28 protein-coding genes, 1 tRNA gene and 1 pseudogene are annotated in these 26,891 nt (G+C 59.8%); 16 read left to right on the forward strand and 14 right to left on the reverse strand.

What is annotated here, in order from left to right; all coding sequences use genetic code 11:
- Positions 1-31: 31 nt before the first annotated feature.
- The gene (locus C3F12_11265) at positions 32-970 is read left to right on the forward strand and encodes a methylmalonyl Co-A mutase-associated GTPase MeaB (protein PWB44274.1); all 939 of its coding nucleotides are present in this window, start codon (positions 32-34) and stop codon (positions 968-970) included.
- Between the two features lie 134 nt (positions 971-1,104).
- Here the strand turns inward: C3F12_11265 and C3F12_11270 are convergent, their stop codons facing one another.
- The 13 genes and pseudogenes from C3F12_11270 to C3F12_11330 all read right to left on the reverse strand — a co-directional run bounded on the left by C3F12_11270 (position 1,105) and on the right by C3F12_11330 (position 12,497).
- Complete coding sequence (locus tag C3F12_11270) at positions 1,105-1,623, reverse strand: hypothetical protein (protein ID PWB44275.1); 519 nt, start codon at positions 1,621-1,623, stop codon at positions 1,105-1,107.
- 613 nt (positions 1,624-2,236) lie between these two features.
- A pseudogene (locus C3F12_11275) lies at positions 2,237-2,338 on the reverse strand (integron integrase).
- Between the two features lie 51 nt (positions 2,339-2,389).
- Positions 2,390-2,689 carry a plasmid stabilization protein gene (locus C3F12_11280; protein ID PWB44276.1) on the reverse strand — a complete coding sequence of 100 codons (300 nt, stop codon included), beginning with the start codon at positions 2,687-2,689 and terminating at the stop codon, positions 2,390-2,392.
- Positions 2,686-2,919: an addiction module component CHP02574 family protein gene (locus C3F12_11285; protein PWB44277.1), complete on the reverse strand. Its 234-nt coding sequence runs from the start codon at positions 2,917-2,919 to the stop codon at positions 2,686-2,688. Before C3F12_11285 ends, C3F12_11280 begins: the two co-directional genes overlap by 4 nt.
- Positions 2,920-3,137: 218 nt before the next feature.
- Positions 3,138-3,803 (reverse strand): sulfoxide reductase heme-binding subunit YedZ, encoded by a 666-nt coding sequence (locus C3F12_11290; GenBank protein PWB44278.1) that lies wholly within the window; start codon positions 3,801-3,803, stop codon positions 3,138-3,140.
- Between the two features lie 3 nt (positions 3,804-3,806).
- Positions 3,807-4,763 carry a protein-methionine-sulfoxide reductase catalytic subunit MsrP gene (locus tag C3F12_11295; GenBank protein ID PWB44279.1) on the reverse strand — a complete coding sequence of 319 codons (957 nt, stop codon included), beginning with the start codon at positions 4,761-4,763 and terminating at the stop codon, positions 3,807-3,809.
- A 71-nt stretch (positions 4,764-4,834) separates the two neighbouring features.
- A complete protein-coding gene (locus C3F12_11300) occupies positions 4,835-5,392 on the reverse strand; it encodes an NUDIX hydrolase (protein PWB44280.1) in 558 nt (185 codons plus the stop codon).
- Positions 5,393-5,469: 77 nt separating this feature from the next.
- Positions 5,470-8,106 (reverse strand): glucosidase, encoded by a 2,637-nt coding sequence (locus C3F12_11305; GenBank protein ID PWB44281.1) that lies wholly within the window; start codon positions 8,104-8,106, stop codon positions 5,470-5,472.
- Between the two features lie 86 nt (positions 8,107-8,192).
- Entirely contained in the window at positions 8,193-9,560 is a 1,368-nt protein-coding gene (locus tag C3F12_11310) for an FAD-containing oxidoreductase (GenBank protein ID PWB44282.1), read from the reverse strand.
- Positions 9,561-9,575: 15 nt separating this feature from the next.
- A complete protein-coding gene (locus C3F12_11315) occupies positions 9,576-9,854 on the reverse strand; it encodes a hypothetical protein (GenBank protein PWB44283.1) in 279 nt (92 codons plus the stop codon).
- 838 nt (positions 9,855-10,692) lie between these two features.
- The gene (locus C3F12_11320) at positions 10,693-11,157 is read right to left on the reverse strand and encodes a tRNA-specific adenosine deaminase (GenBank protein ID PWB44332.1); all 465 of its coding nucleotides are present in this window, start codon (positions 11,155-11,157) and stop codon (positions 10,693-10,695) included.
- Positions 11,158-11,526: 369 nt separating this feature from the next.
- On the reverse strand, positions 11,527-11,832 hold the full coding sequence (locus C3F12_11325) for a hypothetical protein (protein ID PWB44284.1): 306 nt from the start codon (positions 11,830-11,832) through the stop codon (positions 11,527-11,529).
- An 8-nt stretch (positions 11,833-11,840) separates the two neighbouring features.
- Positions 11,841-12,497 carry an RNA polymerase subunit sigma-24 gene (locus C3F12_11330; GenBank protein PWB44285.1) on the reverse strand — a complete coding sequence of 219 codons (657 nt, stop codon included), beginning with the start codon at positions 12,495-12,497 and terminating at the stop codon, positions 11,841-11,843.
- A gap of 325 nt (positions 12,498-12,822) precedes the next feature.
- Here C3F12_11330 and C3F12_11335 point away from each other — a divergent pair, with 325 nt between their 5' ends.
- From C3F12_11335 to C3F12_11350, 4 genes are all read left to right on the forward strand, one after another.
- A complete protein-coding gene (locus C3F12_11335) occupies positions 12,823-14,895 on the forward strand; it encodes a penicillin-binding protein 1A (GenBank protein ID PWB44286.1) in 2,073 nt (690 codons plus the stop codon).
- Between the two features lie 100 nt (positions 14,896-14,995).
- Positions 14,996-15,071, forward strand: a tRNA-Glu gene (locus C3F12_11340).
- A 129-nt stretch (positions 15,072-15,200) separates the two neighbouring features.
- Positions 15,201-15,440, forward strand: coding sequence for a hypothetical protein (locus tag C3F12_11345; protein ID PWB44287.1), 240 nt, complete (start codon positions 15,201-15,203; stop codon positions 15,438-15,440).
- Between the two features lie 81 nt (positions 15,441-15,521).
- Positions 15,522-15,968 carry a hypothetical protein gene (locus C3F12_11350; GenBank protein ID PWB44288.1) on the forward strand — a complete coding sequence of 149 codons (447 nt, stop codon included), beginning with the start codon at positions 15,522-15,524 and terminating at the stop codon, positions 15,966-15,968.
- A gap of 11 nt (positions 15,969-15,979) precedes the next feature.
- Here C3F12_11350 and C3F12_11355 read toward each other — a convergent pair whose 3' ends face one another.
- Positions 15,980-16,558: a hypothetical protein gene (locus tag C3F12_11355; protein PWB44289.1), complete on the reverse strand. Its 579-nt coding sequence runs from the start codon at positions 16,556-16,558 to the stop codon at positions 15,980-15,982.
- A 146-nt stretch (positions 16,559-16,704) separates the two neighbouring features.
- Between C3F12_11355 and C3F12_11360 the strand changes: the two genes are divergently transcribed.
- From C3F12_11360 to C3F12_11410, 11 genes are all read left to right on the forward strand, one after another.
- Positions 16,705-17,277, forward strand: coding sequence for an ankryin (locus tag C3F12_11360; GenBank protein PWB44290.1), 573 nt, complete (start codon positions 16,705-16,707; stop codon positions 17,275-17,277).
- A gap of 423 nt (positions 17,278-17,700) precedes the next feature.
- Positions 17,701-17,979, forward strand: coding sequence for a Killer protein (locus tag C3F12_11365; GenBank protein PWB44291.1), 279 nt, complete (start codon positions 17,701-17,703; stop codon positions 17,977-17,979).
- Positions 17,979-18,272 carry an addiction module antidote protein, HigA family gene (gene higA, locus C3F12_11370; protein PWB44292.1) on the forward strand — a complete coding sequence of 98 codons (294 nt, stop codon included), beginning with the start codon at positions 17,979-17,981 and terminating at the stop codon, positions 18,270-18,272. The genes C3F12_11365 and higA overlap by 1 nt, the downstream gene beginning before the upstream one ends.
- Before the next feature lie 394 nt (positions 18,273-18,666).
- Positions 18,667-18,795, forward strand: a complete 129-nt coding sequence (locus C3F12_11375) for a hypothetical protein (GenBank protein PWB44293.1) — start codon at positions 18,667-18,669, stop codon at positions 18,793-18,795.
- Complete coding sequence (locus C3F12_11380) at positions 18,782-19,033, forward strand: hypothetical protein (GenBank protein ID PWB44294.1); 252 nt, start codon at positions 18,782-18,784, stop codon at positions 19,031-19,033. Before C3F12_11375 ends, C3F12_11380 begins: the two co-directional genes overlap by 14 nt.
- Before the next feature lie 46 nt (positions 19,034-19,079).
- Positions 19,080-19,862, forward strand: a complete 783-nt coding sequence (locus C3F12_11385) for a crotonase (GenBank protein PWB44295.1) — start codon at positions 19,080-19,082, stop codon at positions 19,860-19,862.
- A gap of 84 nt (positions 19,863-19,946) precedes the next feature.
- A complete protein-coding gene (locus tag C3F12_11390; protein ID PWB44296.1) occupies positions 19,947-21,086 on the forward strand; it encodes an acyl-CoA dehydrogenase in 1,140 nt (379 codons plus the stop codon).
- Between the two features lie 208 nt (positions 21,087-21,294).
- Positions 21,295-22,095 carry an electron transfer flavoprotein subunit beta gene (locus C3F12_11395; protein PWB44297.1) on the forward strand — a complete coding sequence of 267 codons (801 nt, stop codon included), beginning with the start codon at positions 21,295-21,297 and terminating at the stop codon, positions 22,093-22,095.
- A gap of 13 nt (positions 22,096-22,108) precedes the next feature.
- Positions 22,109-23,098, forward strand: coding sequence for an electron transfer flavoprotein (locus C3F12_11400; GenBank protein PWB44298.1), 990 nt, complete (start codon positions 22,109-22,111; stop codon positions 23,096-23,098).
- 15 nt (positions 23,099-23,113) lie between these two features.
- The gene (locus tag C3F12_11405) at positions 23,114-25,087 is read left to right on the forward strand and encodes an iron-sulfur-binding reductase (protein PWB44299.1); all 1,974 of its coding nucleotides are present in this window, start codon (positions 23,114-23,116) and stop codon (positions 25,085-25,087) included.
- Positions 25,088-25,126: 39 nt separating this feature from the next.
- Positions 25,127-26,821: a methylmalonyl-CoA mutase gene (locus C3F12_11410; protein PWB44300.1), complete on the forward strand. Its 1,695-nt coding sequence runs from the start codon at positions 25,127-25,129 to the stop codon at positions 26,819-26,821.
- Positions 26,822-26,891: the final 70 nt, after the last annotated feature.

Raw genomic sequence — 26,891 nt, forward strand, 5'->3', positions numbered from 1 at the left:
CGCTGCTTGCTGCGCCCAGCATGTGTAACGCATGGAACTGGTAGACAAAATCCTCAAGGGTGATGTGCGCGCGGCGGCCCGCCTCATGACGATGATCGAAAACGGCGACGCCGAGGCCAGGGCTGCGCTGAAGTCGCTCTACCCCCATACCGGCTCGGCCCACATCGTGGGGATCACCGGCCCGCCAGGATCCGGCAAGAGCACGCTGGCGGACCGGCTCACGGAAGAGCTGCGAAAACGCGACAAGACGGTGGGGATTGTAGCGGTCGATCCGACCAGCCCGTTCACCGGAGGGGCGATCCTGGCGGACCGGATCCGGATACAGAGTCACAGTCTTGACGCGGGCGTCTTTATCCGCAGCATGGCGACGCGAGGCCACCTGGGCGGCCTGGCCCGCGCCACCAACGAGATCGTCGACGTCATGGATGCGTCGGGGAAAGAGGTCATCCTGATCGAGACGGTGGGGGTGGGCCAGGATGAGGTGGAGGTCGTGGGAACAGCGCATACCTGCATAGTGGTCTCGGTCCCGGGTCTCGGCGACGAGGTCCAAACCTTCAAGGCGGGCATCCTGGAGATCGGCGACCTGTTCGTGGTCAACAAGGCCGACCGGGAGGATGCGAACCGGACCGCCACGGAACTTGAGATGATGCTGCAGATGGCGCCGAAGGGATTCGGCTGGTCTCCAAAGGTCCTCAAGACGGTCGCTACAACCGGGGAAGGTGTTGCCGGGCTGCTGGATGCGATCTTCGAGCACCGGGCCTTCATGGATGAGCGCGATCTGCGGAGGCAAAAGGGACGGGAACGAAGCGAGCGGGCATTTCGGGCACTGCTACAGGAGACGCTTACGACCAGGGCGCTGGAGCGGTTTGACCGGAATGGGCGCATGAAAGAGCTGATCGCCCGCGTTGCCGACCGCACCCTCGATCCCTACACCGCCGTCGAAGAGGTCGTCGCCACGCTCGGCCTGTAGGGACCACCCCGAGTACCTGCTGTCTGCCCTCTGCTGCCTGTCGCTTATTGCGCGCGACTAATACAACAAATGCAAAAACGCGAGAACCCATCCCCGGTTCGCTCTGCGACGTTTTTAAACAAGGTGAGTGTCTATTAGAGCAATTCCAGTTTTGCACCATCCCAATTGAGCGTTGCCTCTGTTACATGAACCCCTCTATTGTTTTTGTGGTCAAGAGCCACTGGAATATAGACTTGATATTGCTTCCTGTCGCGAACCTTCTTTCTCAATTCTGAAAGGTTCTTCTCGATGTCCTTCGAAAATGTCCGGATACTGTACCCATGCATACCACCTATAATGAACATAGAGAAGTTATTATCAAAAGGATTCGTTATTTTTGTGATCAGGAGAACTTCCTCTTTTAAGAATCCATTTTCGTCTTTTTTGAAGCACTTTGGATTTGATGACGAACGGTTGTCGACAATTGCATATAATGGGCGCTCAACAATGCCTCCTTCGCATCTCTTTGCTTTTTCTATCGTACCGCCATAGGAACCATATTCGACATCTCCACAGTAGTAGCCCCATCTTAGGTTATTGCTACTAAAGATTGGAAAGTTGATGCCACTCTGAAGAGGTTCATATTGATATCCGGTAACAGCACCACCAAGCATATTGGATACCGGACCACCTAAAATGATTAATTCTTTCTCGATATCAAGTTTAAGTAACGTATCATCTGGTTGAACTTCTTCGAACGTTATTTGTCCACTTAAGGATGTTTCTACAGCCTTTGAAAAAGCCGCGCTCGCGGTCTTTAAATATTCGGACAACCCCTTTTTCCCTTCAGCTCTTGCGAGTTGATTTGTCCCTGCATAAATCTGTAAAGGTTTTGATATGTCGGCGACGTGGCTTAATTCGGATTTTCTAAGTTCATCCTTAAACCACTCATATATCCCTGGAATACGAACCCCGATTGCGTTAAGTACTGTTGTTGCTAAAATCGTACCTGTACTTTTTAAGATTTCCCGTCTATCAAATAGATTTATATTAATTTCCCCTTCTCCTTCTTTCTGTTATTCTGTTGTTGCGGCTTCACTAAAGAGTAGACTGCTTGACCTACCTTCATCTAGTTTCATCATCGTTAGCGCGGATTCTATTGTGTCGGTCGGCGGTTCGCAAGGGATTTCTGAGTTTTGCAGATCGGACAAGCACTGCACATGTTGTCAGCCCACTGGTCCCCCGGTCGAACGACCCTCTGAACCTGTTTCGAGGCCATCCGCCGGGCTACGCTCCCCGTCCGCTACGGTTCAAGACGTGGGTATGAACCATGGTCGTGCTGACATGCCGGTGACCCAACAGCTCCTGAACCATCCGGATACCGTAGCCGTGAAGGTTTCCTTGACACTGTTCCGAAGTGTTCCCTCACCCGTACCCTGGTTAGGGTACCGTGACTCTTCCCTTCCAGAGGCTCGGCTCGCGACTGCAGTGCATGACAGCTACAATAAGGATGAACTCCGGTTCGATGACATACAGGATTCCATAAGGAAAGACGTGCGTGAGGCAGCGTCGGACATCCTCGTCAAGGACTCGCCAACGTTCCGGAGATTCAAGAATACGGCGGATGGCGTCCTCAACGGCTTCGACGAATCTCGTGGCAAGCGACGGGTCGCGTTCGGCGTAGTGGAGAGTTGCTTTCCGGTATTCCTCAAGTGCTTCGGGGTGAAACTCCCATCTCATCGGCGAACAGCGTCGCGTACCCTCTTGAGAGCTTCATCGCCAGGGATACCCTCGACGCGCCCGCTTCGTACTTCATCTCGCCTACGCTTTGCCTCCGCGACCCACAGCCGGTCGATCTGCCCGAGTTCCTCAGCATCCAAGCTCTCGACCAGAAGGTCCGCGAGCTGTGCCCGCGATTCGGTCGGTAGGCTCATGGCCTGTTTGGCCAGCTTTTTTATGGTTGTCGCCATACTCAAAACATACCTCAATCGTATCGAGTCATCAAGCGGAAGCGCTGACTCCGATGGTTTTATTGAGTAGGTCCGTCGGCATATCTCCATCGGATTTTATTGTAGTTAGCGTGGATTTTATTGGGTCTATCAGCGGTTCGCAAGGGATTTCTGGGTTCTGTGGGTTGGGCCAACGCGCTATGCGGAGGAGTCCCCGGCACGTATGCTGCCGGAGGGGATTAATTGCGGCGCATGTCACCGGCGGTCCGTATCGGTGAATAGCCGCCGCGAAGCCATGCCAAAACGCCAAACCAGGCTTGTCGTCGCGCCCAGTCCCACAGGCGAACGCCCAGCAGGACGGCGAGGATGGCGGCGTACAGGTACGGATCGTTCACCCCTTTCTTGACCAGCCACAGATAATGCAGGACGCCCAGCAGGCCGATGAGGTAGACCAGCCGGTGCAGCCGTCGCCAGTTCTTCCCCCCCAGACGTTGTATCATCCCTGACGTGGAGGTGGCCGCCAGCGGTATCAGCAGCGTTAGTGCAAGCATGCCGACGGTGATATATGGCCGCTCGACGATATCCGAGATCAGTTCCGCCCATTCGAAGAAGTGATCGACCGCAATCCAGACGGTGAAGTGAAGGCAGGCGTAGAAGAACGCGAACAGTCCCAGCAGGCGCCGCAGGCCCATCTGCCATGAGATCCCAAGCGCAATCCGGAGGGGTGTCAACGCGAGGCTCGCGAGCAGCAGCCGAAGCGTGGTGTCGCCGAGGAGGTTCGTCACGTACGAGATCGGGTTGGCGCCGAGACCGTCAGTGAGGAATCGATGCAGGAGTAGAATCAGGGGCGATAATGCAATCGCCCATACGGCGCTCTTCAGGGTGATGCGGGCTCGCGTGGACATCGTTCAGAAGTTCCGGCGCAGGTCCATCCCCGCGTAGAGCGAGGCGATCTGGTCGGCATAGCCGTTGAACATCAATGTCTTGCGTCGTCGGAACTCGCCGATCCGCCGTTCGGTCCCCTGGCTCCAGCGCGGATGATCGACGTCAGGATTGACGTTCGAGTAAAACCCGTACTCGCTCGGGGCGGCCTTTTCCCACGTCGTCTTGGGTTGCTCGCTTACGAAGCGGATCCGCACGATCGACTTGGCGCTTTTGAAGCCGTACTTCCACGGGACGACGACGCGAACCGGGGCCCCGTCCTGGTTCGGCAACACCTGCCCGTACAGCCCGAAGGTGAGCAACGTGAGGGGATGCAGCGCCTCATCCAGTCGTAACCCCTCTACGTAGGGCCAATCGAGTGAGGAGAGGTTGAACAGACCCTTGCGCTGTCCGGGGAACTGCGCAGGATCGTGAAGGGTGGTAAACTCGACGAACCTGGCCTTGCTCGTCGGCGCGACCCGCTTGATAAGGGACGCGAGCGGGTAGCCGATCCACGGGATCACCATCGACCACCCCTCGACGCAGCGCAGGCGATAGATCCGCTCTTCCAGGGGGAAGAGCCGCATCAACTCCTCGACGTTATACCGTCCGGGGCGCGCGACGTACCCATCGATCTGGACGGTCCATGGGCGCGGTTTGAGCAGATGCGCGAGCCGCGACGGGTCGTCCTTATTCGGACCGAACTCCCAGAAGTTATTGTAGGTCGTGATATTTTCAAGCGATGTCAGGGATTCGTCTACACTGTATCGCTGGCTGCGGCTTGCCGGGAGACGTTCGCCTGTCGACGGGGGCGTCGCAGCCGTCGATCCGGTCGGGGTCAGCAGCAGGGCCGCCATCCCGATCAGGAACGATCGCCGGTTGAGGTACAGCTTGTAGTCCGTAATCTCTGACGGCGCCATGTCCGGGGCATGCCTGATCAACATACTGTCCTCCTGCTATTCAGCTCCTACTTCCTTAGACGCTGGACAGTGTCATGTGGTTGCGTGATTCGAGGCTAGAGCCCTCGCAGGCGGCCCGCGTGCAAGACGGCGATAATGGTCATGGCGTCGACGATCTCGCCCTGCAGGACCATCTGGATGGCGTCGGTAAATGGGAAGGCCCGGACCTCAATGAACTCGGTATCGTCCGGCGGCCGCTCGAGTCTCGTCAGTTCCTCGCCGATAAAAAGGTGAGCCGTTTCGTCCATCACGCTCTTGCTCGTGTGAAAACTGCTGAGCGGCGTGAGCCGCCCCGCCTGATACCCGATCTCCTCACTCAGCTCCCGCTGGACTGCCGCCTCGATCGACTCGCCATCATGGATCCCGCCGGTCGGCATCTCCCAGGTGGCCCGCTTGGCGATATACCGGTACTGCTGCACAAGGAGGACTGTCCGGCTGTCGAGGAAGGGGAGGATACCGACACACTCACCGCAGGTCACCACGCCGTAAATCGTCGTCCGGCCGTCAGGAAGTCCGACCAGGTCTTCGCGAAGGGACAACCATCGGTTCCGATAGATCGACCGGCTGGAGAGGGTCTTCCATGCCGCTTCTGCCAACGTATGCCTTTTCATCATGTCTGCTCCACGAGAAACTGTTTCGTATGCTCGGTCTGTCCGACGGTGAGCTGATGAAAAAGCGCCGTAGCGTGATACTATTCGCCGCACTGCTGGATCAGCTTCGCCACAAGCCCGGTCCAGCCGGTCTGGTGACTGGCGCCGATCCCAGCGCCGTTGTCGCCGTGAAAGTATTCAAAGAAGAGTACCAGGTCGCGCCAGTAGGGATCATGCTGAAATGTCTGTGTCACGCCGTATACCGGCCTCCGGCCATCGCGGTCGCGCAGGAAGATACGGCTCAGCCGGCGCGCGATCTCTGCGGCCACCTCCCACAAGGTCATCATCCGGCCCGATCCGGTGGGACACTCCACCGTGTAGTCGTCGCCCAGATAGTAATGGAACTTCTGGAGCGATTCGATGATCAGATAGTTGACCGGGAACCAGATCGGGCCGCGCCAATTCGAATTGCCGCCGAAGAGGCCCGTGCTCGATTCGGCCGGTTCGTAATCCACCCGGTGCTCCATGCCGTCCACGGTGAGCGTGAACGGGTGATCGTGATGGTAGCGGGAGATCGCCCGGATCCCGTACGGCGACAGGAACTCCCGCTCATCGAGCATCAGCCTGAGCACCCGGCGCAATCGCTCGGGATTGGCGATGGAGAGCAGGCGGCGCTTCTTTTGACCGGGGGTCCGCATGCAGGCGCATCCCAGGGTAAGATCCGGACGGTGATCGATGAACCACTCCAGACGCCGCTTGAAACCGGGCAGCCGGTCCAATAGCTCCGCGTCCAACGTTTCGACGGCAAACAGCGGGATCAGGCCCACCATCGACCGGACCTTCAGGGGTACGTGACGGTCGTCCGGCAGGTGCAACACATCGTAGTAGAAGCCGTCGGCCTCGTCCCACAAACCGAGGGTATTCATGGCGTGGGCGATGTAGATAAAGTGCTCCCAGAACTTGCTGGCCACATCCTCATAGGCCGAGTTTTCGCGCGCCAGCTCCAGGGAGATCGCCAGCAGGTTCAGGGTGTACATCCCCATCCAGCTCGTTCCGTCGGCCTGCTCAATATGGCCGCCCGTGGGCAGCGGCTTACTGCGATCAAAGATGCCGATGTTGTCCAGCCCCAGAAAGCCGCCCTGGAAGACATTCCGTCCCTCGGCGTCCTTCCGGTTGACCCACCAGGTGAAGTTGAGCAGAAGCTTGTGGAAGACGCGCTCCAGGAAGGCCCGATCCCCTTGGCCGCGACGCTTCTTTTCGATCTTATAGACGCGCCAAGCGGCCCAGGCGTGAACGGGCGGGTTCACATCGCCGAAGGCCCATTCGTAGGCGGGGAGTTGCCCGTTGGGATGCATGTACCACTCGCGCAGCATCAGCACCAGTTGTTCCTTGGCAAAGTCGGGATCGATCAGCGCCAGTGGGAGGCAGTGAAAGGCCAGATCCCAGGCGGCATACCAGGGGTACTCCCACTTATCGGGCATGGAGATGACATCGGCATTGTACAGATGCGTCCACTCGCGGTTGCGCCCGCTCAGCCGCTCTGGAGGGGGCTGGGGAAGGCCCGGATCGCCCGCGAGCCACTGCGCAACCACGTAGTGATAAAACTGCTTCGACCAGAGCAGCCCGGCGAACGCCTGGCGCATGACGGTCCGGGCGTCGGGCGAGAGGTCCTGGGGAATGATTGTTGCGTAGAACTCCTCGGCCTCGCGCTGCCGCTCCGAGAACAGTTGTTCGAAGTCAGCGCCGAAGGGATTTTCGCCGGTGGGTGGCACCTGTGTATCCGTAAGTCGCAATCGGATTGTCGCCATCTCGCCCGGGCCGAGGGAGAGCGGATAGTGGGCGGCCGCCTTCGTCCCTGCCGGCTCAGGGTTCACCGCCTTCTTCGCACCGTGGACCACGTAGTCGTTGATGCCGTCCTTCGCATAGATCGAGCCGTTATCGGCCCCGTAGAGCCGCCGGCTGTTGGTCTCATTTTCGGTGAAGAGCAACTCGGGCGAGCCTTCACAGTGCAGCCATCGGAGGCCATAGTAGGGATGGGCCACCTCGATGACGGCGTGACCCTCCCGGTCCTTCGCCCGTCGCAGGCTCGGGCGTAGCTCGTCGTAACCCCAGGACCAAGTGTTGCGGAACCAAAGCGTCGGCAACAGGTGCAATGACGCGCGATCCGGCCCGCGATTGACCACACTGATCCGGACGAGGATATCGTCTGCGCTCGCCTTAGCATATTCAACAACGATGTCGAAGTAGCGATTTTCATCGAAGACGCCCATATCCAGCAGCTCATACTCGGGGGCGCTTCGCCCGCGCCGCCGGTTTTCGTCCACCAGTCGCTCGTACGGGAACTCTGCCTGCGGGTACTTATAGAGATACTTCATATAAGAATGGGTGGGGGTCGAGTCCACGTAGAAGTAATACTCTTTGACGTCCTCACCGTGATTGCCTTGATTTCCCGTCAGGCCGAAGAGTCGCTCCTTGAGGATCGGATCTCGGCCGTTCCAGAGCGCGACCGCGAAACAGATGAGCTGGTGACGATCGCAGATGCCGGCGAGGCCGTCCTCCCCCCACCGATAGGCCCTCGAACGGGCGTGGTCGAAAGGGAAGTAGTCCCAGGCGGTCCCCTGCGGACTGTAATCCTCACGCACGGTCCCCCAGGCGCGTTCGCTCAAGTAAGGTCCCCAGCGCTTCCAGTGGACCCTGCGCTCGCGCGACTCCTCAAGTCTTGCCTCTTCTTTCGTCATGGATCGTTCTCCTGCTAATAGGGTTCTGCGACCTCACAGAACACCTTGATGGCGCCATGGCCGGCGCTTGACCTACACAAAAGACCTCATGCCGGCTTGACCTCTTCCATCAGCGTGAAGAAGCCCTCGGCGAGTGTCGGATGGATATAGACCGCGCCTTTTAGCAGGGTGTAGGGCAGTCCCGCAAGCATGAGCGTACCAAGCATCTGAATCAATTCGCCGCCTTCGGTTGCCAGGATAGCCGCACCAAGAATGCGGTCGTTGGGAGCATCCACGACGAGCTTCATGAACCCACTCGTCTCATCCCGCTCGATGGCGCGAGCAACCCAGCCCATTGGAATCTTCCCGATCTTCAGGCTATGACCTTTCGCTCTCGCCTCCTTCTCGGTCATGCCGACCCGGCCCAATTGCGGATCGGTAAACACGGAGTACGGGATAATGCGGTGATCGATCGTCAGGTTCTGCCCTTCGACAAGGTTCGCGTAGAGGATCTGGTAGTCGTTATAGGAGATGTGCGTGAAAGCAGGTCCGCCTTTTACGTCGCCCAGGGCCCAGATACCGGGCACATTTGTCTCCAGGCGGCCGTTCACCGCGATATAGCCTTTGGCATCGGTCTGCACGCCGGCCTGCTCCAATCCCAGGTCGTCGGTGTTGGGCCTTCGCCCGGCGGCCACCAGGAGATGCGAACCGGATATCACCTGAGAGCCGCCATCCCCATTAAGGATCAGTGTAATCCGGCCGTTCGCACGCTGGATCCGGCTTGTGCGTGCGCGAAGTACGAAGGAGATGCCTTCGCCTTCGAGGATCTTGTGCATCTCGGCCGCGACGTCGGGATCCTCACGCGTGAGGATCTCATCGCCTCGGTGGACGATTGTCACGCGGCTGCCGAACCGCCCAAACATCTGTCCGAACTCCAGCCCGATATAGCCGCCGCCCAGGACCAGCAGGTGCTCGGGCACCTCACGCAGCTCCATGATGCTGGCGTTGGTCAGGTAGGCGGTCTCGTCAAGCCCTTCGATGCGCGGAATATCGGGGCGAGTGCCCGTGTTGACGAAGATCCGCTCGCCCTCCAGGACCTCGGCTCCGACCTGGATCGCGTGGGGACCGACAAATCGGGCATGCCCGCGATTGAGGTCCAGATTCGGGCGTTGGTCCACCTTACGCTGTTGCCCGGACCTGAAGCTCTGAACGATCGCGTCCTTGCGGGCCACGATGCCAGGCAGATCGACGCTGACCTCGCCCGTCCGGACGCTCCAGCGGGCTGCGTGACGGGCGTAATGGGCCACCTGCGCGGAGGCGACCATCGTTTTTGTCGGCGTGCAACCGGTATTGATGCAGGTGCCGCCGAGATATTCCTTCTCGATCAGGGCCACGCGCCAGCCAAGGTCGGCCAGCTTATGTGAGAGGGGGTTGCCGCCCTGGCCTGAACCGATCACGATCGCGTCGTATATCATTGGAGGGACTCCTTCTCAGCACAGCCGCACAAGCAGATGGTCTCCAACCCGCAGGGCATTGGCGATGATGGTCAGTGCCGGGTTCATCGCGCCGCTTGAGGGGAAAAAGCTATTCAGTTCCCTTCGGGAATCGTCGAATGCCTTGAGTAGGCCGAACGGTGGGTCGGTGCGGCCGAGGTCTGTGCTCGATGTGAAGATGAGGTCGTTCTGGCTGTTATGGAATGACATGCAGATGGCGAGGATCGTCGCGATCATGAACAGGGGCAGAACACTTGCTCTCACCGTCTTATCCATCTGTGCCCCGCTGAGTATTGGGAGCCGACGTTGATCGCGTCTCCACGGGGTCATCTGCTCACCACGGAGGATAATCACATCATAGCACACGCTCAGGGTCAGATGTTCGAGAACCGTTACTGCCGCACGGCACAGGCAGAAATCATGAAGCTGGCCAGCCCGGCAGCCTCCATCAGATACTCAGACCAATGACGAGACAGCGCCTCAAACCACTCATCGTCCTTCCGGCTGGTATGGCTCGCCACAACGTCAGACATATCCGCACCACTGGATAGACTAGTACTTCACTGCGAAAGTTAACGCACATAAGCCGTCATACCCGCGAAAGCGGGTATCCAGTAAAATCAATGGATTTCCGCTTAAGGACTGCGGGAATGACGGTACGGGTACTATTGCAATCAAGCAGTAGTGCTCTCACTTTCTTTGGCGCCGTTTCGGAGCAAAAGAATTCGTGGAGTTGGGAATGGGGAAGGTTGAAGACGGGTAAATACGGCTGCGCTTCAGGGGAGCATTGTCAGTGCCCTGTTTCTGGAACTCGTTGCGTACTTACGGACGTCATTCCGCCCCCGATCAAGTCGGGGGCCGCATCGCGGGCGCGAGCCGGAATCCAGGAAATAACGGGAGTGCTGCATTCTCGCTTCCCGCTTCAAGCCTGTGGGGACAAGCTTCACGGGAATGAATGACGATGCGTGGCGCGTCGACTTCTTCACCGAACTTCTGACTCAGGACATCAGGTAGGCTGATCGAATAGCGTTGGTGTTTTCAGGCTCTTTCGAAAATCGTGTGGGTGTGTGGCCCGCACATTACCCTCCATGCCGCACAGCCGTTTCGAGTTGGCCTAAACATCTGAGCGCCCAGCGATGTCCTCGTCCCAGACTTCTGGATGGGTACTGATGAATTTCCGCAAGAGATCGGCACAGTCTGGGTCATTGAGTAGTGTGACCTCTACGCCATGCGTTCGTAGAAAATCGATGCTACCGGGGAAATTGACATTCTCACCTATCACGACTCGAGGAATGCCGAACTGGAGGATCGTACCAGCACACATCATGCACGGACTCAGGGTTGTGTACAGGGTAACGCGGTCATAACGCGGCCGGCGGCCGGCGCGGCGGATGCAATCCATCTCTCCATGGGCAATAGGGTCACCATTCTGAACGCGACGGTTATGGCCGGCCGCAATGACGCGGCCGTTCTCGACCATTACTGCCCCGATAGGGATGCCGCCCTCTCGATAGCTCTTGTCAGCCTCAACTAACGCCAGGTGAAGGAAGTCCACATCGATGAAAGGCAACTTTACCATGTCCTGCCGCTCTCGCTTGTCATCCTCGGTGAACTCCCGGGTATTGTAGTCGTATCTTTTCGCATCATCCCGAACGGTCCGGCTAACTCGGGTTGTCCGTCTAACGATGATTATGCTGGTCGGTATAACACCTACCCCAAGAATCTTCACAATATGCGGGATTGTCCTGCTGTTTCTCAGGCTTGTCAACGGAATTTCAATAGCGCCCATAGGGACAAAGGCCGCCCCGAGCCTGGCTACAAGGTGGGCGCAGCAAGCAGCGCCCCTACGCGATCCGGGTGGCATAGCGACAAACCACACCGGTAGCCACGCGACTTCCTGGAGCGTCTTTTTCGGTACGTTGGTAGGAATGCCAGAGAATGAGGCGGATTAGACAGGGTCGGCGGCTGAGTGAGACGCTTCTGATATCTTCGTTCGGAGGAAGTGCCGGATACGTCTTCGCATCGTCGGCGGGATGGTCTCATACTGTAGCGATCTGGCGGCTTGGATGGTTTTTGTGTACGTGGCCAGAAAGGCGACGCAGTCCGGACACTCTCGTAGATGTGCCTTCAATGCTAAGGTTGCTTGAGGAGGGAGTTCCCCCCTGACGTAGTTCAGGATCAGATCGGTCACCTGTTGGCAGGTGAGGTCAACTCTCCTTGGTCGTCGGCGGAATGCCGCATACTCTTTCGTCATCTGCTAGGTCACATCCAACACGCGGGGGAGTAGCCGAGCGCGTCCGCCAGCTTGCCCCGCAAGAAGAGGCGGGCGCGATGGAGCCGCGCCTTGACCGCCGGAATGCTCAGCCTCAATGTCTCGCCGATTTCACGATCGGGGACGCCTTCCACATCACTCAACACGATGACCGCCTTCTCTGCAGGCGGAAGCTGATCGATGGCTTCCTGGAGAAGCTCCCGCAGTTCGTCCTTTTCAAGACGAAACTCGACCTCATCCGCCCAGTTGAAAACCGGCCTGACCCGATGGTGGCCATCCTCCCGGTAGCACGGCAAAAAGGCGTCCAGACTGATTTCCCTGTTCCGCTTCCGTTTGCGAAGCCTGGTGAGACAGGCGTTCATGGCCAGGCTGTAGAGCCACGTGGAAAACGCGGAATCGCCCCGAAACGATTTACACTTCTGATAGACCGCCAGGAACACCTCCTGCACGATCTCCTCTGCCTCGGCATCATTTCCGACCAGCCTGAAGACCTGTCGATAGACCCTGTTGACGTACCGGCGAAAGATCGCCTCGAAGGCATCATAGTCGCCGGACCTCAAGCGCTCGATAACCGCGCGCTCTTCAGTATAGGACGATTCAGGTTTCGCGACGGAAGGCTCAACCGCTCCGGATCGTCGTGGCGCCATTGTGCAACGTCTCACCCTCAACAAAAGGCTGCGATACGCTGGGCTGGTGGTGGCCCCTTTTATCCACAAATCGGCGGCCCGGCCGGGAGGCAAGGGATGATCGCGGGCGTCATGTGAGTGAACAGGTGTAATCCCATGAACCTTGTCTTTATCGCGGCGACCAATGTGTGTCAAGGACAAAATCCTGTCCAATGAGATGCAGCAATAGGTCGATATTCCGTGGTATAGTGGATGTAGCTGCAGAAGTGAGTCCTCCCCGGGGCAGTGAACTTCACGTTGAGGTCGCAACTTCTCTTTATCAACGTGTGATATTGGTGATCTTGGAATGGTATTCTTGCATGTACTTCAGGTACGCTGCGCGAGCGTCAAATGGCGCGCAATAGTCGTTGCGCTTCTCATGAGCGCGGTGCTCGGCGCGACCGCATGGGGCGCTCCCCCGGCTCGCGAGGAGGATCTGCCCAACCTTCCACAACTGCCGATCTTTCAGCCCGGCGAGCCAAGCCTCCTGTACGATGATGAAGGAAGGGTCTTCGGCTCCGTTGTTCCGGAGTACCGGATCTTTGTTCCCCTTTCCAGGATTCCCGCGAGGTTACGGCAGGCCGTCATTGCGGCCGAGGACGCCCGCTTTTATGAGCATGGAGCGGTTGACCTGCAAGGGATCGCCAGGGCGGCTGTGCGAAATCTGATGGCCGCGTCCGTCAAGGAGGGGGGGAGCACTATTACACAGCAGCTTGCCAAGACGCTGTTCTTGAGCCACGAGCGGACGGTCGGACGGAAGGTCAAGGAACTACAGCTTGCCAGCGAGCTAGAGCAACGCTATTCGAAAGATCAGATCCTGGAGATGTATCTGAATGCGATCTATTTCGGTCATGGGGCATACGGGGTCGAGGCGGCTGCGCGGGCCTATTTCAGTAAGAGCGTGACGGGACTTACCCTGCCGGAGGCCGCACTGCTCGCGGGGCTTCCCCGCGCGCCGGGACGGTATTCGCCGCTGATCGACATCAAACGGGCCAAGGCGCGCCGGCAGTACGTGCTGGATCGGATGGTCGCGACGGGTGCGATCAAACAGGCTCAGGCTCGTCGAGCGGGTTCGGCGCCGGTCTCGGTCAATCCGATGTTTCGGTCAAAGGGGATGGCGCCGTGGTTCATCGACTATGTCCGACAGCAGCTTGAGACGCGTCTGGGGCGGCCCGTAGTACGGCAGGGAGGGCTGAAGATCTACACGACACTGAACGCCGGCATGCAGCGAGCGGCCGTCAAGGCGATTAACCGGGGGATTGCGGCCATTGCACAACGACGGAAGGGGCAGGCGGGCGGTGAGGCGGCGGCGCCCGAGGGGGCGCTGGTCGCCCTCGATGCCAGGACCGGTGAGATCAAGGCGTGGGTAGGCGGCTCCAATTACTCGCGGAGCCAGTTTGACCGCGTGGTCCAGGCACGGCGGCAACCGGGGTCGGCCTTCAAGCCGTTTGTCTACGCGGCGGCATTTGAGCGCGGACTGACGCCGGCGACGGTCATCGACGATGCCCCGATCAGTTTTCAGATCGGCACGGGGAAGGGGAGCGAGACCTGGGCCCCGGACAATCTGGACCGCAAGTACCGCGGTCAGATCACGCTGCGCCAGGCGCTTGAGGAGTCGATCAACGTCCCGACGGTCCGACTGATTGCTGCGATCGGGGTTGATCCGGTCATTGACCTCGCCCACCGGCTCGGGATCACCTCGGAACTTCGGCGGGAATACGCCCTCGCGCTTGGGGTCTCGGAGGTGAATCTGCTGGAAATGACCTCAGCTTACCAGGCGTTCGCGAATCTGGGGAGCCTGTCGCCGCCCTTTGCCGTCCGGCGCGTAGTCGCCTCCGGCGAAATCATACTGGAAGAGCAACTCCCTCAGCCGCAGCAGGTGATGCGCGAGGAGGTCGCGTTTATCCTGACCTCGGTGCTTGAGGGTGTAGTCGAGCGCGGGACCGGGAAGGCCGCTCGACGTATCGGCCGGCCGGTTGCTGCCAAGACCGGAACAACCCAGGCTGCTGAAGACCTCTGGTTCCTCGGGTACACCCCGAGTGTGGTGGCGGGGGTCTGGCTGGGTTACGATCAACGTCGTCCGATCGGCTCGCATGAGACAGCCGGAAAGGTGGCCGCACCGATCTGGGTCGATTTCATGAAGCAGAGCCTTGGCGATAGCCCTGCCGAACCGTTTGTCCCGCCTGGGGGGGTCTTTCAGATACTGGTCAATCGAAAGACGGGACAACCGGCCTCATCGGCCGATCCTGACGCCCTGGAGGAGTATTTCATCCGAGGACAGGAAGAGTTGTGGCCTTCAACAGTCGCGTTGCCGACGACCGACGGCTCTTCGCCGGAGATGGGTGACGGTGCAGTCATGCCGTCTCCCTACAGCCGTTGATGCGCCGTTGAACTTCTTGCGGAGTCGCGTTGATTTTGGTTGCGCTGTGATTCTGTGTTTCGCTATAGTAGACGGGATCATCCGACCAGGTTAACCCCATGGCCCCATCGTCTAGTGGCCTAGGACGCGGCCCTCTCAAGGCTGAAACACGGGTTCGAAGCCCGTTGGGGCCACCAATGTCAGGTGGCGACGAAGCCTATCGGTTTCCAAAGAGTCCCCGGGTGACCATCGAGTGACCACCCCGTTGCAGTGACTGCCGTGATGATTGTAGTCAAGATGGTTCGTGTCCGGAGGTGACGACATCTATGAGCGAAGAGAAAAAGATGAGCGATGAGAAAAAGTGGAGCGTGGAGCGAAACTTCCGAAGACTCGTCATCATCCTGTCCGGTGTAGCCCTTGTACTCGGGATGATTCCCGCCTTTCTGATCGGTCACTGGCTGTTCTTTTTGGGGTGTACCGGCGCCTTTATCGCGTGGCTATGGGTTGCCTATCTTATGGCGAGACGGCTGGAATGGATGCATAACAAATGGCTCTGGAAGCCCTAGGTATACGATGTTTAACGGTCGCGCGGAGGCCGAAAGGAGGCCTCGGCGCGACGACACCGTCGTCGTCCGTTCTTCTACAGCATGCTTGGTGTACTGCTCACACGTTACCATTGGTATGACCACCCGGAAGGGGTGAAATTTGTCGAGACCCACCGCGACGCGCATCGAACCTCCGGTCACTGGTTGATGCTGCCGGGGACGTTTTCAGCCTTCCACCGCGTCCTCAACAATGAAGAGCTCTGGTATATTCATCACGGGAAGATCACGCTTCACATGATCGATACGACCGGGACTCTCAGATCGTGCAGATTGGGCGTGGACATTCCCGCGGGCGAATCCCCGGTCGTCGCCGTCCCGAACGGTTGTTGGCAGGCGGCTGAGATCGACGCGGGCGTGCCCTACGCATTCGGATCGGTCGTGTGCGCACCGGCGTTTTGTTTCGAGCGGTTCGAGCTTGGCCGTCGTATCTCTCTTATTAAGGAATTCCCTCGATATACCGATGTGATCCGTCGATTGACGTTGGGATGAACCAATAGGCGTCAGCGAACAGCCGGTGGGGTGTGCAGGCGTTGCTGTACATCAAGCAGCGCAAAAACATTGCGGTGAATCTTGAGTCCTTTTTTCCCCAATGCGAGAAGATGCTCGCACACGGAGCTCGGATTGAATGTTCCGGGAACGATCTCGCGCTCGAAGAGCTCCCGCACCTCAGCCGTCAACGCTCTGAGCTTAAACCAACCGTGCAGGTGATAGATCGTGAAGCCTACCAGAGGAATCATCAGGGCCCACGCCTGACCTGTTCTGTACGGGGAGAGCAGATAGATGATACACAGTGCCCAGATTGCAATGAACCCGGCGTATACGATCCAAGGTCCGACCCTCGGGAATCTGCTGACCAAAAGACCGCCAGGCTGCAAGCCGGTCCGAGCGACCCGTTGAAGAGGGGCATATTCGGAGTTCAACAGGTGATAGAGAAGCTGTCTGTTGTAGTCGGGGTTGTGGAGCTTAGGGGATTCCAGATAGGACTGTACCAGGTTCTCAATTTTCTCGCTTTCGTGCAGATACCTGAACTCGCAGCCGCGTAAGGCCTCGATCTCTTGAATGAATGTGTCACGATCCATGGCGGCTCCGTCATTGCTGCGACTTGCGTGACCCGATGGGCAACCCGCTCCGGTGGCAATCCAGGTCCCCGGCCTTGGGTGCGGTGCGTCTCTTCTAACACACGCTTTCCGAGGCGTCAAGTACCGGCTGTAAGTCTTGCCCAGCAATGCCGAATCGCTTGCTCACTACTCAAGAACACCATAGAATCTGCGAGGGAGGGATAACGATGGGCACCGATGTGAACGCCGCAGACAGGCACGGCAGAACAGTCTTGATGACAGCGGCTCAGGAAGGCCGTCCGGAGGCCGTGGAAGCGCTGATCGCGCAGGGCGCGAATGTGAACGCCAGAGATGAATATGGCTGGACGGCCTTGATGCGGGCGTCGTTGAGAGGCCGCCTCGATATTGTGAAGATCCTGATCGCGCACGGCGCGTGGATACACGTCAAATCTGACGGGGGCTGGACGGCCCTGATGAGGGCGTCGCTGGCAGGCCATCGCGAGGTGGTAGAACTGCTGATCGCGAATGGCGCCGATGTGAACGCCAGGCAGGACAATGGCGCTACGGCCCTGATATGGGCGTCTCAGGAAGGCCATCGCGCGGTGGTAGAACTGCTGATCGCGAATGGCGCCGATGTGAATGCCAAAACGAACAATGGCGTCACGGCCACGATGATAGCGTTCAATAGGAGCGAAGACGAGATCGTACAGATCCTCAAGAACGCCGGGGCCACGGAGTAACGGTCAGGCAAGACCACCATCAGGAGGTATCTGCGACAGCCCTCTAGGGGACGGGACGCCCCAGAGGGCTGTCCTGTTTCTGTAATGTGTCCCATGCTCACGGCCGTCATTCCGCCCCCGATCAGGTCGGGGGCCGCATCGCGGGCGCAAGCCGGAATCCAGGAAATACCGGGGGTTCCGGATTCCCGCTCTCCGCTTAAAGCCTGCGGGGACAAGCTTCGCGGGAATGCCGACACATGGGGCGCCGACTTCTTCATCGACCTTCTGACTCGGAACGCGAGCTCAGTCTTTCAGATATCGCTTGCTAACTCCCGAACAACACCATAGAATCCGCGAAGGCTGCGAAAATGGTGATGGCGATCGGCTGACCACCGTCCTCAATGAGCGCTTGTCGCATGGTGCGCAACGCGCTATTATGAATGTATGATTCAATCATTCCGACACAAGGGACTCAGGAAGTTCTTTGAGTCGGGAAACATGTCGGGAATTCAACCTCACCACGCGCAGCGGCTTCGGATGCTCATGACAGCATTGGATACTTCCCAGTTCATCGAGGACATGAACGTTCCGGGGTTTCGCTTGCACCCTTTGAAAGGTTCTGAGCGCAGCCGCTGGTCGGTGTGGGTCAATGGCAACTGGCGTATCACATTTGAGTTCAAAGACAGACATGCCTACCATCTGGACTATGAGGACTATCATTGATGGGTATGCACAATCCTCCTCATCCCGGTGAGTTCATCACCGAGGTCTACCTTGAGCCGAATCGCCTGAGCGGTCGCGGGCTCGCCGCAAAGCTCGGGGTATCCGCGTCCACGCTGAATCGCATCCTGAGAGGCACCAGCGGTATCAGTCCGGAGATGGCGCTACGCCTGTCCAAGGCGCTCGGTCGATCCCCGGAGAGCTGGTTAGCCATGCAGTACAACTATGACCTGTGGCAGGCCAGGCAGCGCGTCAAGCTCGGCAAGGTGAGTAAGGTTCGGCTGACAGCGGCGTAACTCGTTGCCGGTGAGAAGCGATACGCGAACCCGACCTGCGAGCGGCAGGAGAGTGTGAGTCCGGCCACCGTGTGTCCCAGTGTCCTATTCCTGAAATGCGTTGCGCAGTTCCCGCCGTCATTCCGGCCAAGCCCGTGCCGCGGGCGCGAGCCGGGATCCAGGAAAAAGGGGGGGGCTGGATTCCTGCTCCCCGCTTAAAGCCTGCGGGGACAAGCTTCGCAGGAATACCGCATGCGCCGCTGGTGCGCCCATGGACATGACAATTTGTTGCGAGACCGTCCCCTCACTGGCTCGTCATTGCGAGCGACCAACGGGAGTGCGGCAATCTCACCGTAGTTGCTCCGAACGACTGTGAGATTGCTTCGGCTTCGCCTCGCAATGACACGGGCGATTTTTGACTGTTGGATTATCTAAGACTGGGCGATTGCCGGTTGTTTCGCATACTCTGCGTGGTGATCGAACGCGAATCATTAGCGCGAGAAAGGCCATAAGATCAGAAAGGAGCATGTATGAAGAAGGCTAAGTCTGACGAGTTGCGTCCGGAGTATAAGCTCGAAGATCTTGGGCGCGGTATTCGAGGTAAGTATTTCAAGTCGTATCAGGAGGGAACGAACGTTGTTCTCTTGAGACCCGATGTGGCCGAGGTCTTCAGAGATGACGCCTCCGTCAATAAGGCCCTCCGCGCCCTGATAAAGATCGCACAGCAATCCGCGACTCCAACAAAGCGCTCAAGCCGCCGATCAAAGACTCGCGCGGCCTAGCGCTGACGTGTCATCGATCTTGGGCTGAACGCAATCGGAGGTAGGCATGGGATGGCAGACGCTCGAATTGCGGATTGAGCAGAGCCTGGCAACCATCACGTTGAACCGGCCGAAGGCGCTGAATGCGATCAATCTGGCGATGGTCGGGGAGTTGGAGCAGGTGGTGCGCCAGGTGCGGGACGATCCGGACGTCCGGGTGGTGGTGATCACGGGCGCAGGGGAGAAGGCGTTCGCTGCCGGGGCCGACATCACCGAGTTCAAGGCGATGAGTCCGATCGACGCTTGGATGTTCGTTCAGCGTCTTCAGCGGCTCTTCCTGGAGATCGAGCGGTTGCCAAAGCCGGTCATTGCGGCGGTCAACGGATATGCGCTAGGGGGCGGGTGCGAGCTGATGATGGCCTGCGATATTGCCTATGCGGCGGATACGGCCATGATCGGCCAGCCTGAGATCAACCTTGGGATCATCCCGGGCGCCGGGGGAACGCAACGGCTGGCGCGGCTGATCGGCAAACAGCGCGCGAAAGCGCTGGTGCTGACCGGCGAGATGATCGGTGCGCAGGAGGCCTGGGGTCTCGGTCTGCTGAATAAGGTTGTGCCGGCCGATCACCTGATGGTGGAGGTGAGGAAGCTCGCCGGCAAGCTGGCCGGCAACGCTCCAGTGGCGGTCAAGGCGGCCAAGGAGGCGATTGAGGACGGCTATGACATGGCGCTGGAGCGGGCGCTTGCCCATGAAGCCCAGTTGTTTGCGCTCTGTTTTGCGACGGAGGACAAGACTGAGGGCGTGAACGCGTTCCTGGAGAAACGGCCGCCGATGTTCAAGGGAAAGTAAAATATATGTAGGGGCGCCGCTTGCTGCGCCCCCAAGGGCAGGGCAAGCCCTGCCCCTACGAGAAGCGGTGCGCGGAGAAAAGGAATGAAGTTCGAATTGACTGAGGAACAGCGGCTGTTTCGGGATATGGTGCGCGACTTCGCGGCCAACGAGGTGGCGCCGCTCGCGAAGCAGGTGGACGAAGAAGGGGTCTTCCCGCAGGCGACGGTCAAGAAGATGGGGGAGCTTGGGCTGATGGGGGTAGCGATCCCTATAGAATACGGCGGCGCCGGGGCGGACAATGTGTGCTACGCTATTGCCATGGAGGAGATCGCGCGGGCCTGCGCCTCAACCAGCGTCATCGTGTCGGTCAATAACTCGCTGGTGGCCGATGCCTTGCATAAGTTCGGGTCGGAGGCCCAAAAGCAGCGCTACCTGATCCCGCTCGCCGGCGGCAGGCTGCTCGGCTGCTTTGCGCTCAGCGAGCCGGGGGCAGGATCAGATGCGTCGGCCCAGCAGACGATGGCCGTCAGGGAGGACGATGTCTTTGTCCTGAACGGGACCAAAAACTTCATCACGAACGCCATGGAGGCCGATCTGGCGCTGGTCTTTGCCACCGTCGATCGCCGTCTTCGAGCCAAAGGGGTCTGTGCCTTTCTGGTGGAGAAGGGGACGCCGGGCTTCACCATCTCGAAGGTGGAGAAGAAGCTGGGGCTCCACGGCACCAGTTGCTGTCAGGTCGTCTTCGAGAATTGCCCGGTACCGGCGGAGAACCTGCTGGGGGAGATCGGGCAGGGGTTCAAGATCGCCATGGTCACCCTTGATGCGGGCCGGATCGGCATTGCAGCGCAGGCGGTGGGGATCGCTCAGGCGGCGCTGGACATTTCGATCAGGTATGCCCAGGAGCGGGTCGCCTTCGAGAAGCCGATTGCGTCGTTTCAGGCGATCCAGTGGATGATCGCCGATATGGCGGTGCAGATCGAGGCGGCGAGGCTGCTCACCTATCGGGCGGCCTGGCTGAAGGACAAGGGGCTGCGGTATACCAGGGAATCGGCGATGGCGAAGCTGTTCGCGTCGGAGACCGCCAGCCGGGCCGCGACGAAGGCGCTGCAGATTCATGGCGGGTACGGGTATCTGTACGATTTCCCGGCCCAGCGGCTGTTCCGCGACGCCCGCATCACCGAGATCTATGAGGGGACGTCCGAGATCCAGCGACTGGTCATTGCGCATCAGTTACTGAATTGAGAGAAGGGATACGAGGCATGTGGTTCATGGGTGAGCGGCGGGCGACTCCGCTTAATCTCGCCGTACATCCGTGTACGGCTCGAATCGGCGCTGGCGGGCTGCGCTGTCCGTGCTTCGCCCGCCATCGACGACGCGTCGTCATCAGCCGCTCACCGCGGTAGTTCGGGGCATAGCTTCCGTAAACTCAAAAACTTAAAGCTGGAACAATATGCATATCGTGGTGTGTATCAAGCAGATCATCGATCCCGAGATTCCGATAAGCCAGTTCATGATCGATCCCCGGACCAAGCGGCAGGTCCAGGGGAACAATCCGCTGGTTATCAGCCCGTACGATGCCAATGCCCTCGAGGTGGCCATCCAGCTTAAGGAGAAGCACGGCGCGACGGTGACGGCCATCAGCATCGGCGGATCAACCGCGACGACCGCGCTGCGAAGCGCATTGTCGTTGGGCGCTCACGAGGCGATCCTGGTCAACGAGCCGCTGCTCGCGGGCTCTGATCCGCGAGGGATTGCCCATGCGCTGGCGAAGGCGATTCAAAAGGTTGGCGGCTACGACCTGGTCCTGACCGGCTGCGAGTCGGGGGACTGGGCCGATCGGGCAGTCCCCGCCTTCGTGGCCGAGGAGCTCGAGATCGGGTACGTCGGCTATGTGACCCGGATCGAGGTGAAGGACGGGCAGGTGGTCGCCCGTCGCGTCGTGGAGGATGGGTATGAGCTGATCGAAGCCAAGACCCCCCTGCTTGCGGCCGTCAGCTCAGACGAGACGAATAACCCGCGCTACGCCAAGCTGCGGGATATTATGACGGCCGCCAAGAAACCGATCCCTGTCTGGAAGGTCGCCGATCTCGGGCTCGATCCGGAGCAAATCGGTGCGGGTTACGCCAAGGTCGCCATCACCGATGTCTATGTTCCGGTTAAGGAGTCCAGGTGTGAGATGATCGAGGGGAATACGGCGGAGGAAAAGGCTGCGAACCTGGCGGCCAGGCTGCGCGAGCTGAAGCTGATTTGACGAGGGGAGATCGATGCCCGGCATACTGGTAGTGGCGACGACGAAAGACGGTGGGCTTTCGAGGGATACGCTGGAGCTGCTCACAGGCGCGAGCAGGCTGAAGGCGAAGCTGGCCCAGCCGGCAGCGGCCGCCATCCTGGGCGCAGAGGTAGGTTCATATGTCCCCTCACTGTTCGCGCATGGTGCCGATCAGGTCTATCGGGCTGAGCACCCCCTGCTCGAAGGGTATCAGGGTGATGCGTATGCCCTCGCCCTGCATCAGATCTGCGAGCGCGCACAGCCGACCGTCGTGTTGCTCTCCGGCGACGTGGTCGGGCGCGAGCTTGGCCCGCGACTGGCCTATCGACTTCAGGCCGCCTTTGTTGGGGAGTTCATCGACTTCGACCTGGACCAGGCATCCGGTCGGTTACAATTTACACGCTCGGCCTACGGCGGGAAGGCGATGGCGGTTATCCAGCCTCGCGAAAATGTGATCGTCGCAACGGCCAAGCTCCGAACGCTGGAGCCGGCTGCCCCGGAGGAGGGCCGGACGGGCGAAGAGATCCGGATCGATGTGGCCTTAGACGCCGCGCAGCTTAAGACCCACCTCATCCAGCGGGTTCAGGAGGAGACGACCGGCATCAATCTGGGGGATGCTAGGGTCGTGGTGAGCGGCGGACGTGGGATACATGGGCCGGAGGGGTTCAAACTCCTGGAGGATCTGGCGAGAATCCTGAGGGGTGCCGTCGGTGCCTCGCGGGCCGCCACCGATGCCGGATGGGTCCCGTCATCATGGCAGGTCGGCCAGACCGGTAGGACCGTCAATCCGGATCTGTATCTCGCCTTCGGAATCTCCGGCGCGACCCAGCACGTCGCAGGGATCTCCGGTTCCAAGTGGATCGTGGCGGTGAACACCGATCCTGCGGCGCCGATCTTCAAGGTCGCGCAGCTCGGCATTGTCGACGATTGGAAGGCCGTCGCGACTCATTTGACCCGACACTGCAAGGAATTAACCGGGCGCTAACACAGTAGGACTGCCATGACCCCCATGCGTGAGGTCTACTGGAACATCCCGGGACACCTGTTCCTGTACCTGCTGTTCCTGCCCTTCCTGGTCGTCTGGCTCTACGGCATCTACCGGCATACCCGCATGATCCTCCGGGGCGCGCCGGCGCAAGTTCTGGGAAGCCTGTGGGGGCGGCTCACAGGCGTTCTCCAGGATGCGCTGTGGCAGCGGCGGATTGCTCAGGATCCTCTCTCGGGGTTACTGCACCGCTGCATCTCCTGGGGATTTCTCGTCCTCTTTATCGCGACCTGTCTCGTGGCCGTTCAAGACTATCTTGGCATCCCGACCCTGAGCGGATCGTTTTACCTCTACTTCATGTCGCTGACTGTCGATCTGTTCGGGCTGGCGGCCATCGGCGGCGTCCTGACGGCGCTCATTCGGCGTTACGGTCTGCAACCCGATCGGCTCGTGCAGCCGCGCATCGCTAAAAGTTACGGCATTCTGCTGGTGTTGCTCCTCATCGTCATGGTCACCGGGTTTCTGATTGAGGGATTGCGGATTGCGGCAACGGCCGATCCATGGGGCCGCTGGGCCCCCGGAGGCTGGCTGGCATCCGCTCTGTTTCGCGGGACCGACCAGGCCGAGTTGGTTGTGCTCCATCGACTTCTGTGGTGGTTCCATGCCGCCATGGCCTTCAGCTTCATTGCCATTCTCCCCTTTGGGATGGGGATGCACTTCACCTCGGCTGCCGCCAACGTCCTGCTGAAGAATCGAGAAGGCTCGGGGGTGATGCGCCCGATCGTTCTGGAGAGCGCGGAGCAATTCGGCGCCGGGACGATCAACCAGCTCACCTGGAAGGATCTGCTCGACCTCGAGGCGTGCACCGAGTGCGGCCGCTGCCAGGCTGCCTGTCCGGCCTGGATCACCGGCAAGCCGCTGACGCCAAAAGGGGTGATCATTGACCTGCGGGATCACATGCGTCTCACGTATGACGGCGAGGAGTCGCGACAGATGGTCGGCGAGGTGATCACCCACGATGTCCTCTGGTCATGTACCACCTGCGGCGCCTGTCATCAGGAGTGCCCGGTCTATATCGAGCCGATTCCGAAGATCGTCGACATGCGCCGTCACCTGGTGATGGAGGAGGCCGACTTCCCAGAGACGATGCAGGCGGCCTTGCGGAGCCTGGAGGAGCGGGGTCATCCGTTCCGCGGGGCGAGCGCCTCCAGGACCGACTGGGCGAGGGGGCTTGACGTGAAGACGGTGGCCGCCAACGGGACACCGGAGATCCTCTATTGGGTCGGCTGCGCCGCGGCCTTTGATGAACGAAACCAGCAGGTGGCGGCGGCCTTCGCCAAGCTCTTGCAGCGCGCCGGGGTTGATTTCGCGATCCTGGGGGAGGAGGAGCGGTGCACCGGCGATCCGGCCCGTCGGATCGGCAATGAGTATCTCTTTCAGATGCTGGCCAAGGATAACATCGCCGTCCTGAACCGCTACGGCATCAAGAAGATCGTCACCGCCTGCCCGCACTGCTTCAATACGATCAAGAACGAATATCCCAGACTGGGCGGTAGCTACGAGGTCGTCCATCACACGCAATTGCTGGCCGACCTGGTGCAGGAGGGGCGCCTGCGGCCGGAAAAGCGGATAGATGGCGTGGCATCGTTTCACGATCCCTGTTATCTCGGGCGGCACAACGGCGTCTATGACCCGCCCAGGCAGGTCCTCGGGGCGATTCCTGGTGTGACGGTCAAGGAGATGGACCGGTGCCGGGAGCGCGGCTTCTGCTGCGGCGCGGGTGGCGGGTTGATGTGGCTGGAGGAGAAGATCGGCAAGCGCGTAAGCTGGGAGCGGACCGAAGAGGCGCTGGCGCTTGAGCCGCAGGTCCTGGCCAGCGCCTGCCCCTTCTGCCTGATCATGTTCGAGGACGCGCTGAAGGTCAAGGACGCGATCGGGCGGACCAGACCGCTTGACGTGGCGGAGCTGATGGCGCAAAGTGTAGAATGAAAGACAGGGTGTAGGGGGTAGGGTGTAGAGGTAGAGAGGATGGAGGAGCGGGAAGAACTGAAGCGGATCGAGGAAGAGAAGGCGCGGTGGGAGGCTCAGACGCTGAAGCCTGCCCTCGCTCAGACCCCTGAGCGGGCCGAGCGCTTCACGACCGCGTCTATGACCCCGATCGAACGCCTCTACACGCCGGTCGACCTGCCTGAATTCGATTATCTGAGGGATCTGGGATTCCCCGGCGACTACCCCTACACCCGCGGGGTGCAGCCGACGATGTACCGCGGCAAGCTCTGGACGATGCGGATGTTCGCCGGGTACGGCACCGCCGTCGAAACCAACCGGCGGTTCAAGTATCTGCTCGAACAGGGCCAGATGGGGCTGTCCACCGCCTTCGATCTGCCGACCCTGATGGGCTACGATTCGGACCACCCCTCTTCGGCCGGCGAGGTGGGCAAGTGCGGCGTCGCCATCGATTCGCTCGCCGACATGGAGACGCTGTTCGAGGGGATTCCGCTCGGCGAGGTTACGACCTCGATGACCATCAGCTCTCCTGCCGCCGTCCTGTGGGCGATGTATCTCGCCGTCTGTGAGAAGCAGGGCGTCCCGTACGACCGGATCGGCGGCACGATCCAGAACGATATCCTGAAAGAGTATATCGCGCAGAAAGAGTACATCTATCCGATCACGCCGTCGGTCCGGCTGGTGACCGATACCATCCTGTTCGGCGCGCGCCATCTGCAGCGTTGGAACACCGTCAGCATCAGCGGCTACCATATCCGGGAAGCCGGTGCTACGGCGTTGCAGGAACTTGCCTTCACGCTGGCCGACGGCATAGTCTATGTGGAGGAGGCGATCAAGGCGGGGCTGGAGGTCGACGCGTTTGCACCACGCCTCTCCTTCTTCTTCGATTGCCACAACGACCTGTTCGAGGAGATCGCCAAGTTCCGGGCGGCGAGACGGCTGTGGGCGCGGATCATGCGGGAGCGTTTTGACGCGAAGGACCCCCGTTCCTGGCTGCTGCGGACGCATGCCCAGACGGCAGGGTGCACCCTGACCGCCCAGCAGCCGCGCAATAACGTCATCAGGGTGGCGATCCAGGCGCTGGCTGGCGTCCTGGGCGGCACACAATCGCTGCACACCAACGCCATGGACGAGGCGCTGGCGCTTCCGACGGAAGAAGCGGCTACCCTCGCGCTGAGGACGCAGCAGATCATCGCGTACGAGAGCGGCGTGACCAACACGGTCGATCCGGTGGGCGGCTCGTACTACGTCGAGACGCTGACGAATAAGCTGGAGGAGGGGGCTTGGGCCTACTTCCGGCGGATCGACCAGTTGGGCGGGATGATCCGGGCGATCGAGCGGGGCTTCCCCCAGCGCGAGATTGCCGATGCCGCCTACGCCTATCAGCAGGCGGTCGAACGGGGCGAAAAGATCATCGTCGGCGTGAATCGATTTACGGTCGACGAAGAGGCGTCGATCCCGATCCTCACCATCAATCACGAGGCCGAGATGCGGCAGATCGAAAGTCTGAACCAACTTCGTCGCTCGCGCGACAAGGACGCGGTCGCTCGGTCGCTTGAGGCGCTTCGCCGGGCGGCCGTTGGAAACGACCCGTGGGGCAAGGACCTGCTGATGCCAAAGATTCTCGACGCAGTTCGGGCCTACGCGACGTTGGGCGAGATTATGGACGTCTTTCGCGATGTCTGGGGCGAATACACGGAGCCCTCGATCATTTAGCGGCCCGAGTCAGAAGTTTGATGAAGAGGTCGATGCTCTATGCATCGTCATTCCCGCGAAAGCGGGAATC

The sequence above is a fragment of the Candidatus Methylomirabilota bacterium genome (assembly GCA_003104975.1).
GTDB lineage: Bacteria > Methylomirabilota > Methylomirabilia > Methylomirabilales > Methylomirabilaceae > Methylomirabilis.

Coding starts and splice junctions, on each gene's coding strand:
- C3F12_11335 (PWB44286.1), top strand. CDS start 12,823: ATGGTATTCTTGCATGTACTTCAGGTACGCTGCGCGAGCGTCAAATGG.
- C3F12_11295 (PWB44279.1), bottom strand. CDS start 4,763: ATGTTGATCAGGCATGCCCCGGACATGGCGCCGTCAGAGATTACGGAC.
- C3F12_11285 (PWB44277.1), bottom strand. CDS start 2,919: ATGGCGACAACCATAAAAAAGCTGGCCAAACAGGCCATGAGCCTACCG.
- C3F12_11365 (PWB44291.1), top strand. CDS start 17,701: ATGATTCAATCATTCCGACACAAGGGACTCAGGAAGTTCTTTGAGTCG.
- C3F12_11345 (PWB44287.1), top strand. CDS start 15,201: ATGAGCGAAGAGAAAAAGATGAGCGATGAGAAAAAGTGGAGCGTGGAG.
- C3F12_11405 (PWB44299.1), top strand. CDS start 23,114: ATGACCCCCATGCGTGAGGTCTACTGGAACATCCCGGGACACCTGTTC.
- C3F12_11350 (PWB44288.1), top strand. CDS start 15,522: ATGCTTGGTGTACTGCTCACACGTTACCATTGGTATGACCACCCGGAA.
- C3F12_11325 (PWB44284.1), bottom strand. CDS start 11,832: ATGACGAAAGAGTATGCGGCATTCCGCCGACGACCAAGGAGAGTTGAC.
- C3F12_11300 (PWB44280.1), bottom strand. CDS start 5,392: ATGATGAAAAGGCATACGTTGGCAGAAGCGGCATGGAAGACCCTCTCC.
- C3F12_11355 (PWB44289.1), bottom strand. CDS start 16,558: ATGGATCGTGACACATTCATTCAAGAGATCGAGGCCTTACGCGGCTGC.
- C3F12_11305 (PWB44281.1), bottom strand. CDS start 8,106: ATGACGAAAGAAGAGGCAAGACTTGAGGAGTCGCGCGAGCGCAGGGTC.
- C3F12_11360 (PWB44290.1), top strand. CDS start 16,705: ATGCCGAATCGCTTGCTCACTACTCAAGAACACCATAGAATCTGCGAG.
- C3F12_11380 (PWB44294.1), top strand. CDS start 18,782: ATGAAGAAGGCTAAGTCTGACGAGTTGCGTCCGGAGTATAAGCTCGAA.
- C3F12_11385 (PWB44295.1), top strand. CDS start 19,080: ATGGGATGGCAGACGCTCGAATTGCGGATTGAGCAGAGCCTGGCAACC.
- C3F12_11290 (PWB44278.1), bottom strand. CDS start 3,803: ATGTCCACGCGAGCCCGCATCACCCTGAAGAGCGCCGTATGGGCGATT.
- C3F12_11280 (PWB44276.1), bottom strand. CDS start 2,689: ATGAGATGGGAGTTTCACCCCGAAGCACTTGAGGAATACCGGAAAGCA.
- C3F12_11330 (PWB44285.1), bottom strand. CDS start 12,497: ATGGCGCCACGACGATCCGGAGCGGTTGAGCCTTCCGTCGCGAAACCT.
- higA (PWB44292.1), top strand. CDS start 17,979: ATGGGTATGCACAATCCTCCTCATCCCGGTGAGTTCATCACCGAGGTC.
- C3F12_11310 (PWB44282.1), bottom strand. CDS start 9,560: ATGATATACGACGCGATCGTGATCGGTTCAGGCCAGGGCGGCAACCCC.
- C3F12_11410 (PWB44300.1), top strand. CDS start 25,127: ATGGAGGAGCGGGAAGAACTGAAGCGGATCGAGGAAGAGAAGGCGCGG.
- C3F12_11390 (PWB44296.1), top strand. CDS start 19,947: ATGAAGTTCGAATTGACTGAGGAACAGCGGCTGTTTCGGGATATGGTG.
- C3F12_11315 (PWB44283.1), bottom strand. CDS start 9,854: ATGGATAAGACGGTGAGAGCAAGTGTTCTGCCCCTGTTCATGATCGCG.
- C3F12_11270 (PWB44275.1), bottom strand. CDS start 1,623: ATGCTTGGTGGTGCTGTTACCGGATATCAATATGAACCTCTTCAGAGT.
- C3F12_11320 (PWB44332.1), bottom strand. CDS start 11,157: ATGGTAAAGTTGCCTTTCATCGATGTGGACTTCCTTCACCTGGCGTTA.
- C3F12_11395 (PWB44297.1), top strand. CDS start 21,295: ATGCATATCGTGGTGTGTATCAAGCAGATCATCGATCCCGAGATTCCG.
- C3F12_11265 (PWB44274.1), top strand. CDS start 32: ATGGAACTGGTAGACAAAATCCTCAAGGGTGATGTGCGCGCGGCGGCC.
- C3F12_11400 (PWB44298.1), top strand. CDS start 22,109: ATGCCCGGCATACTGGTAGTGGCGACGACGAAAGACGGTGGGCTTTCG.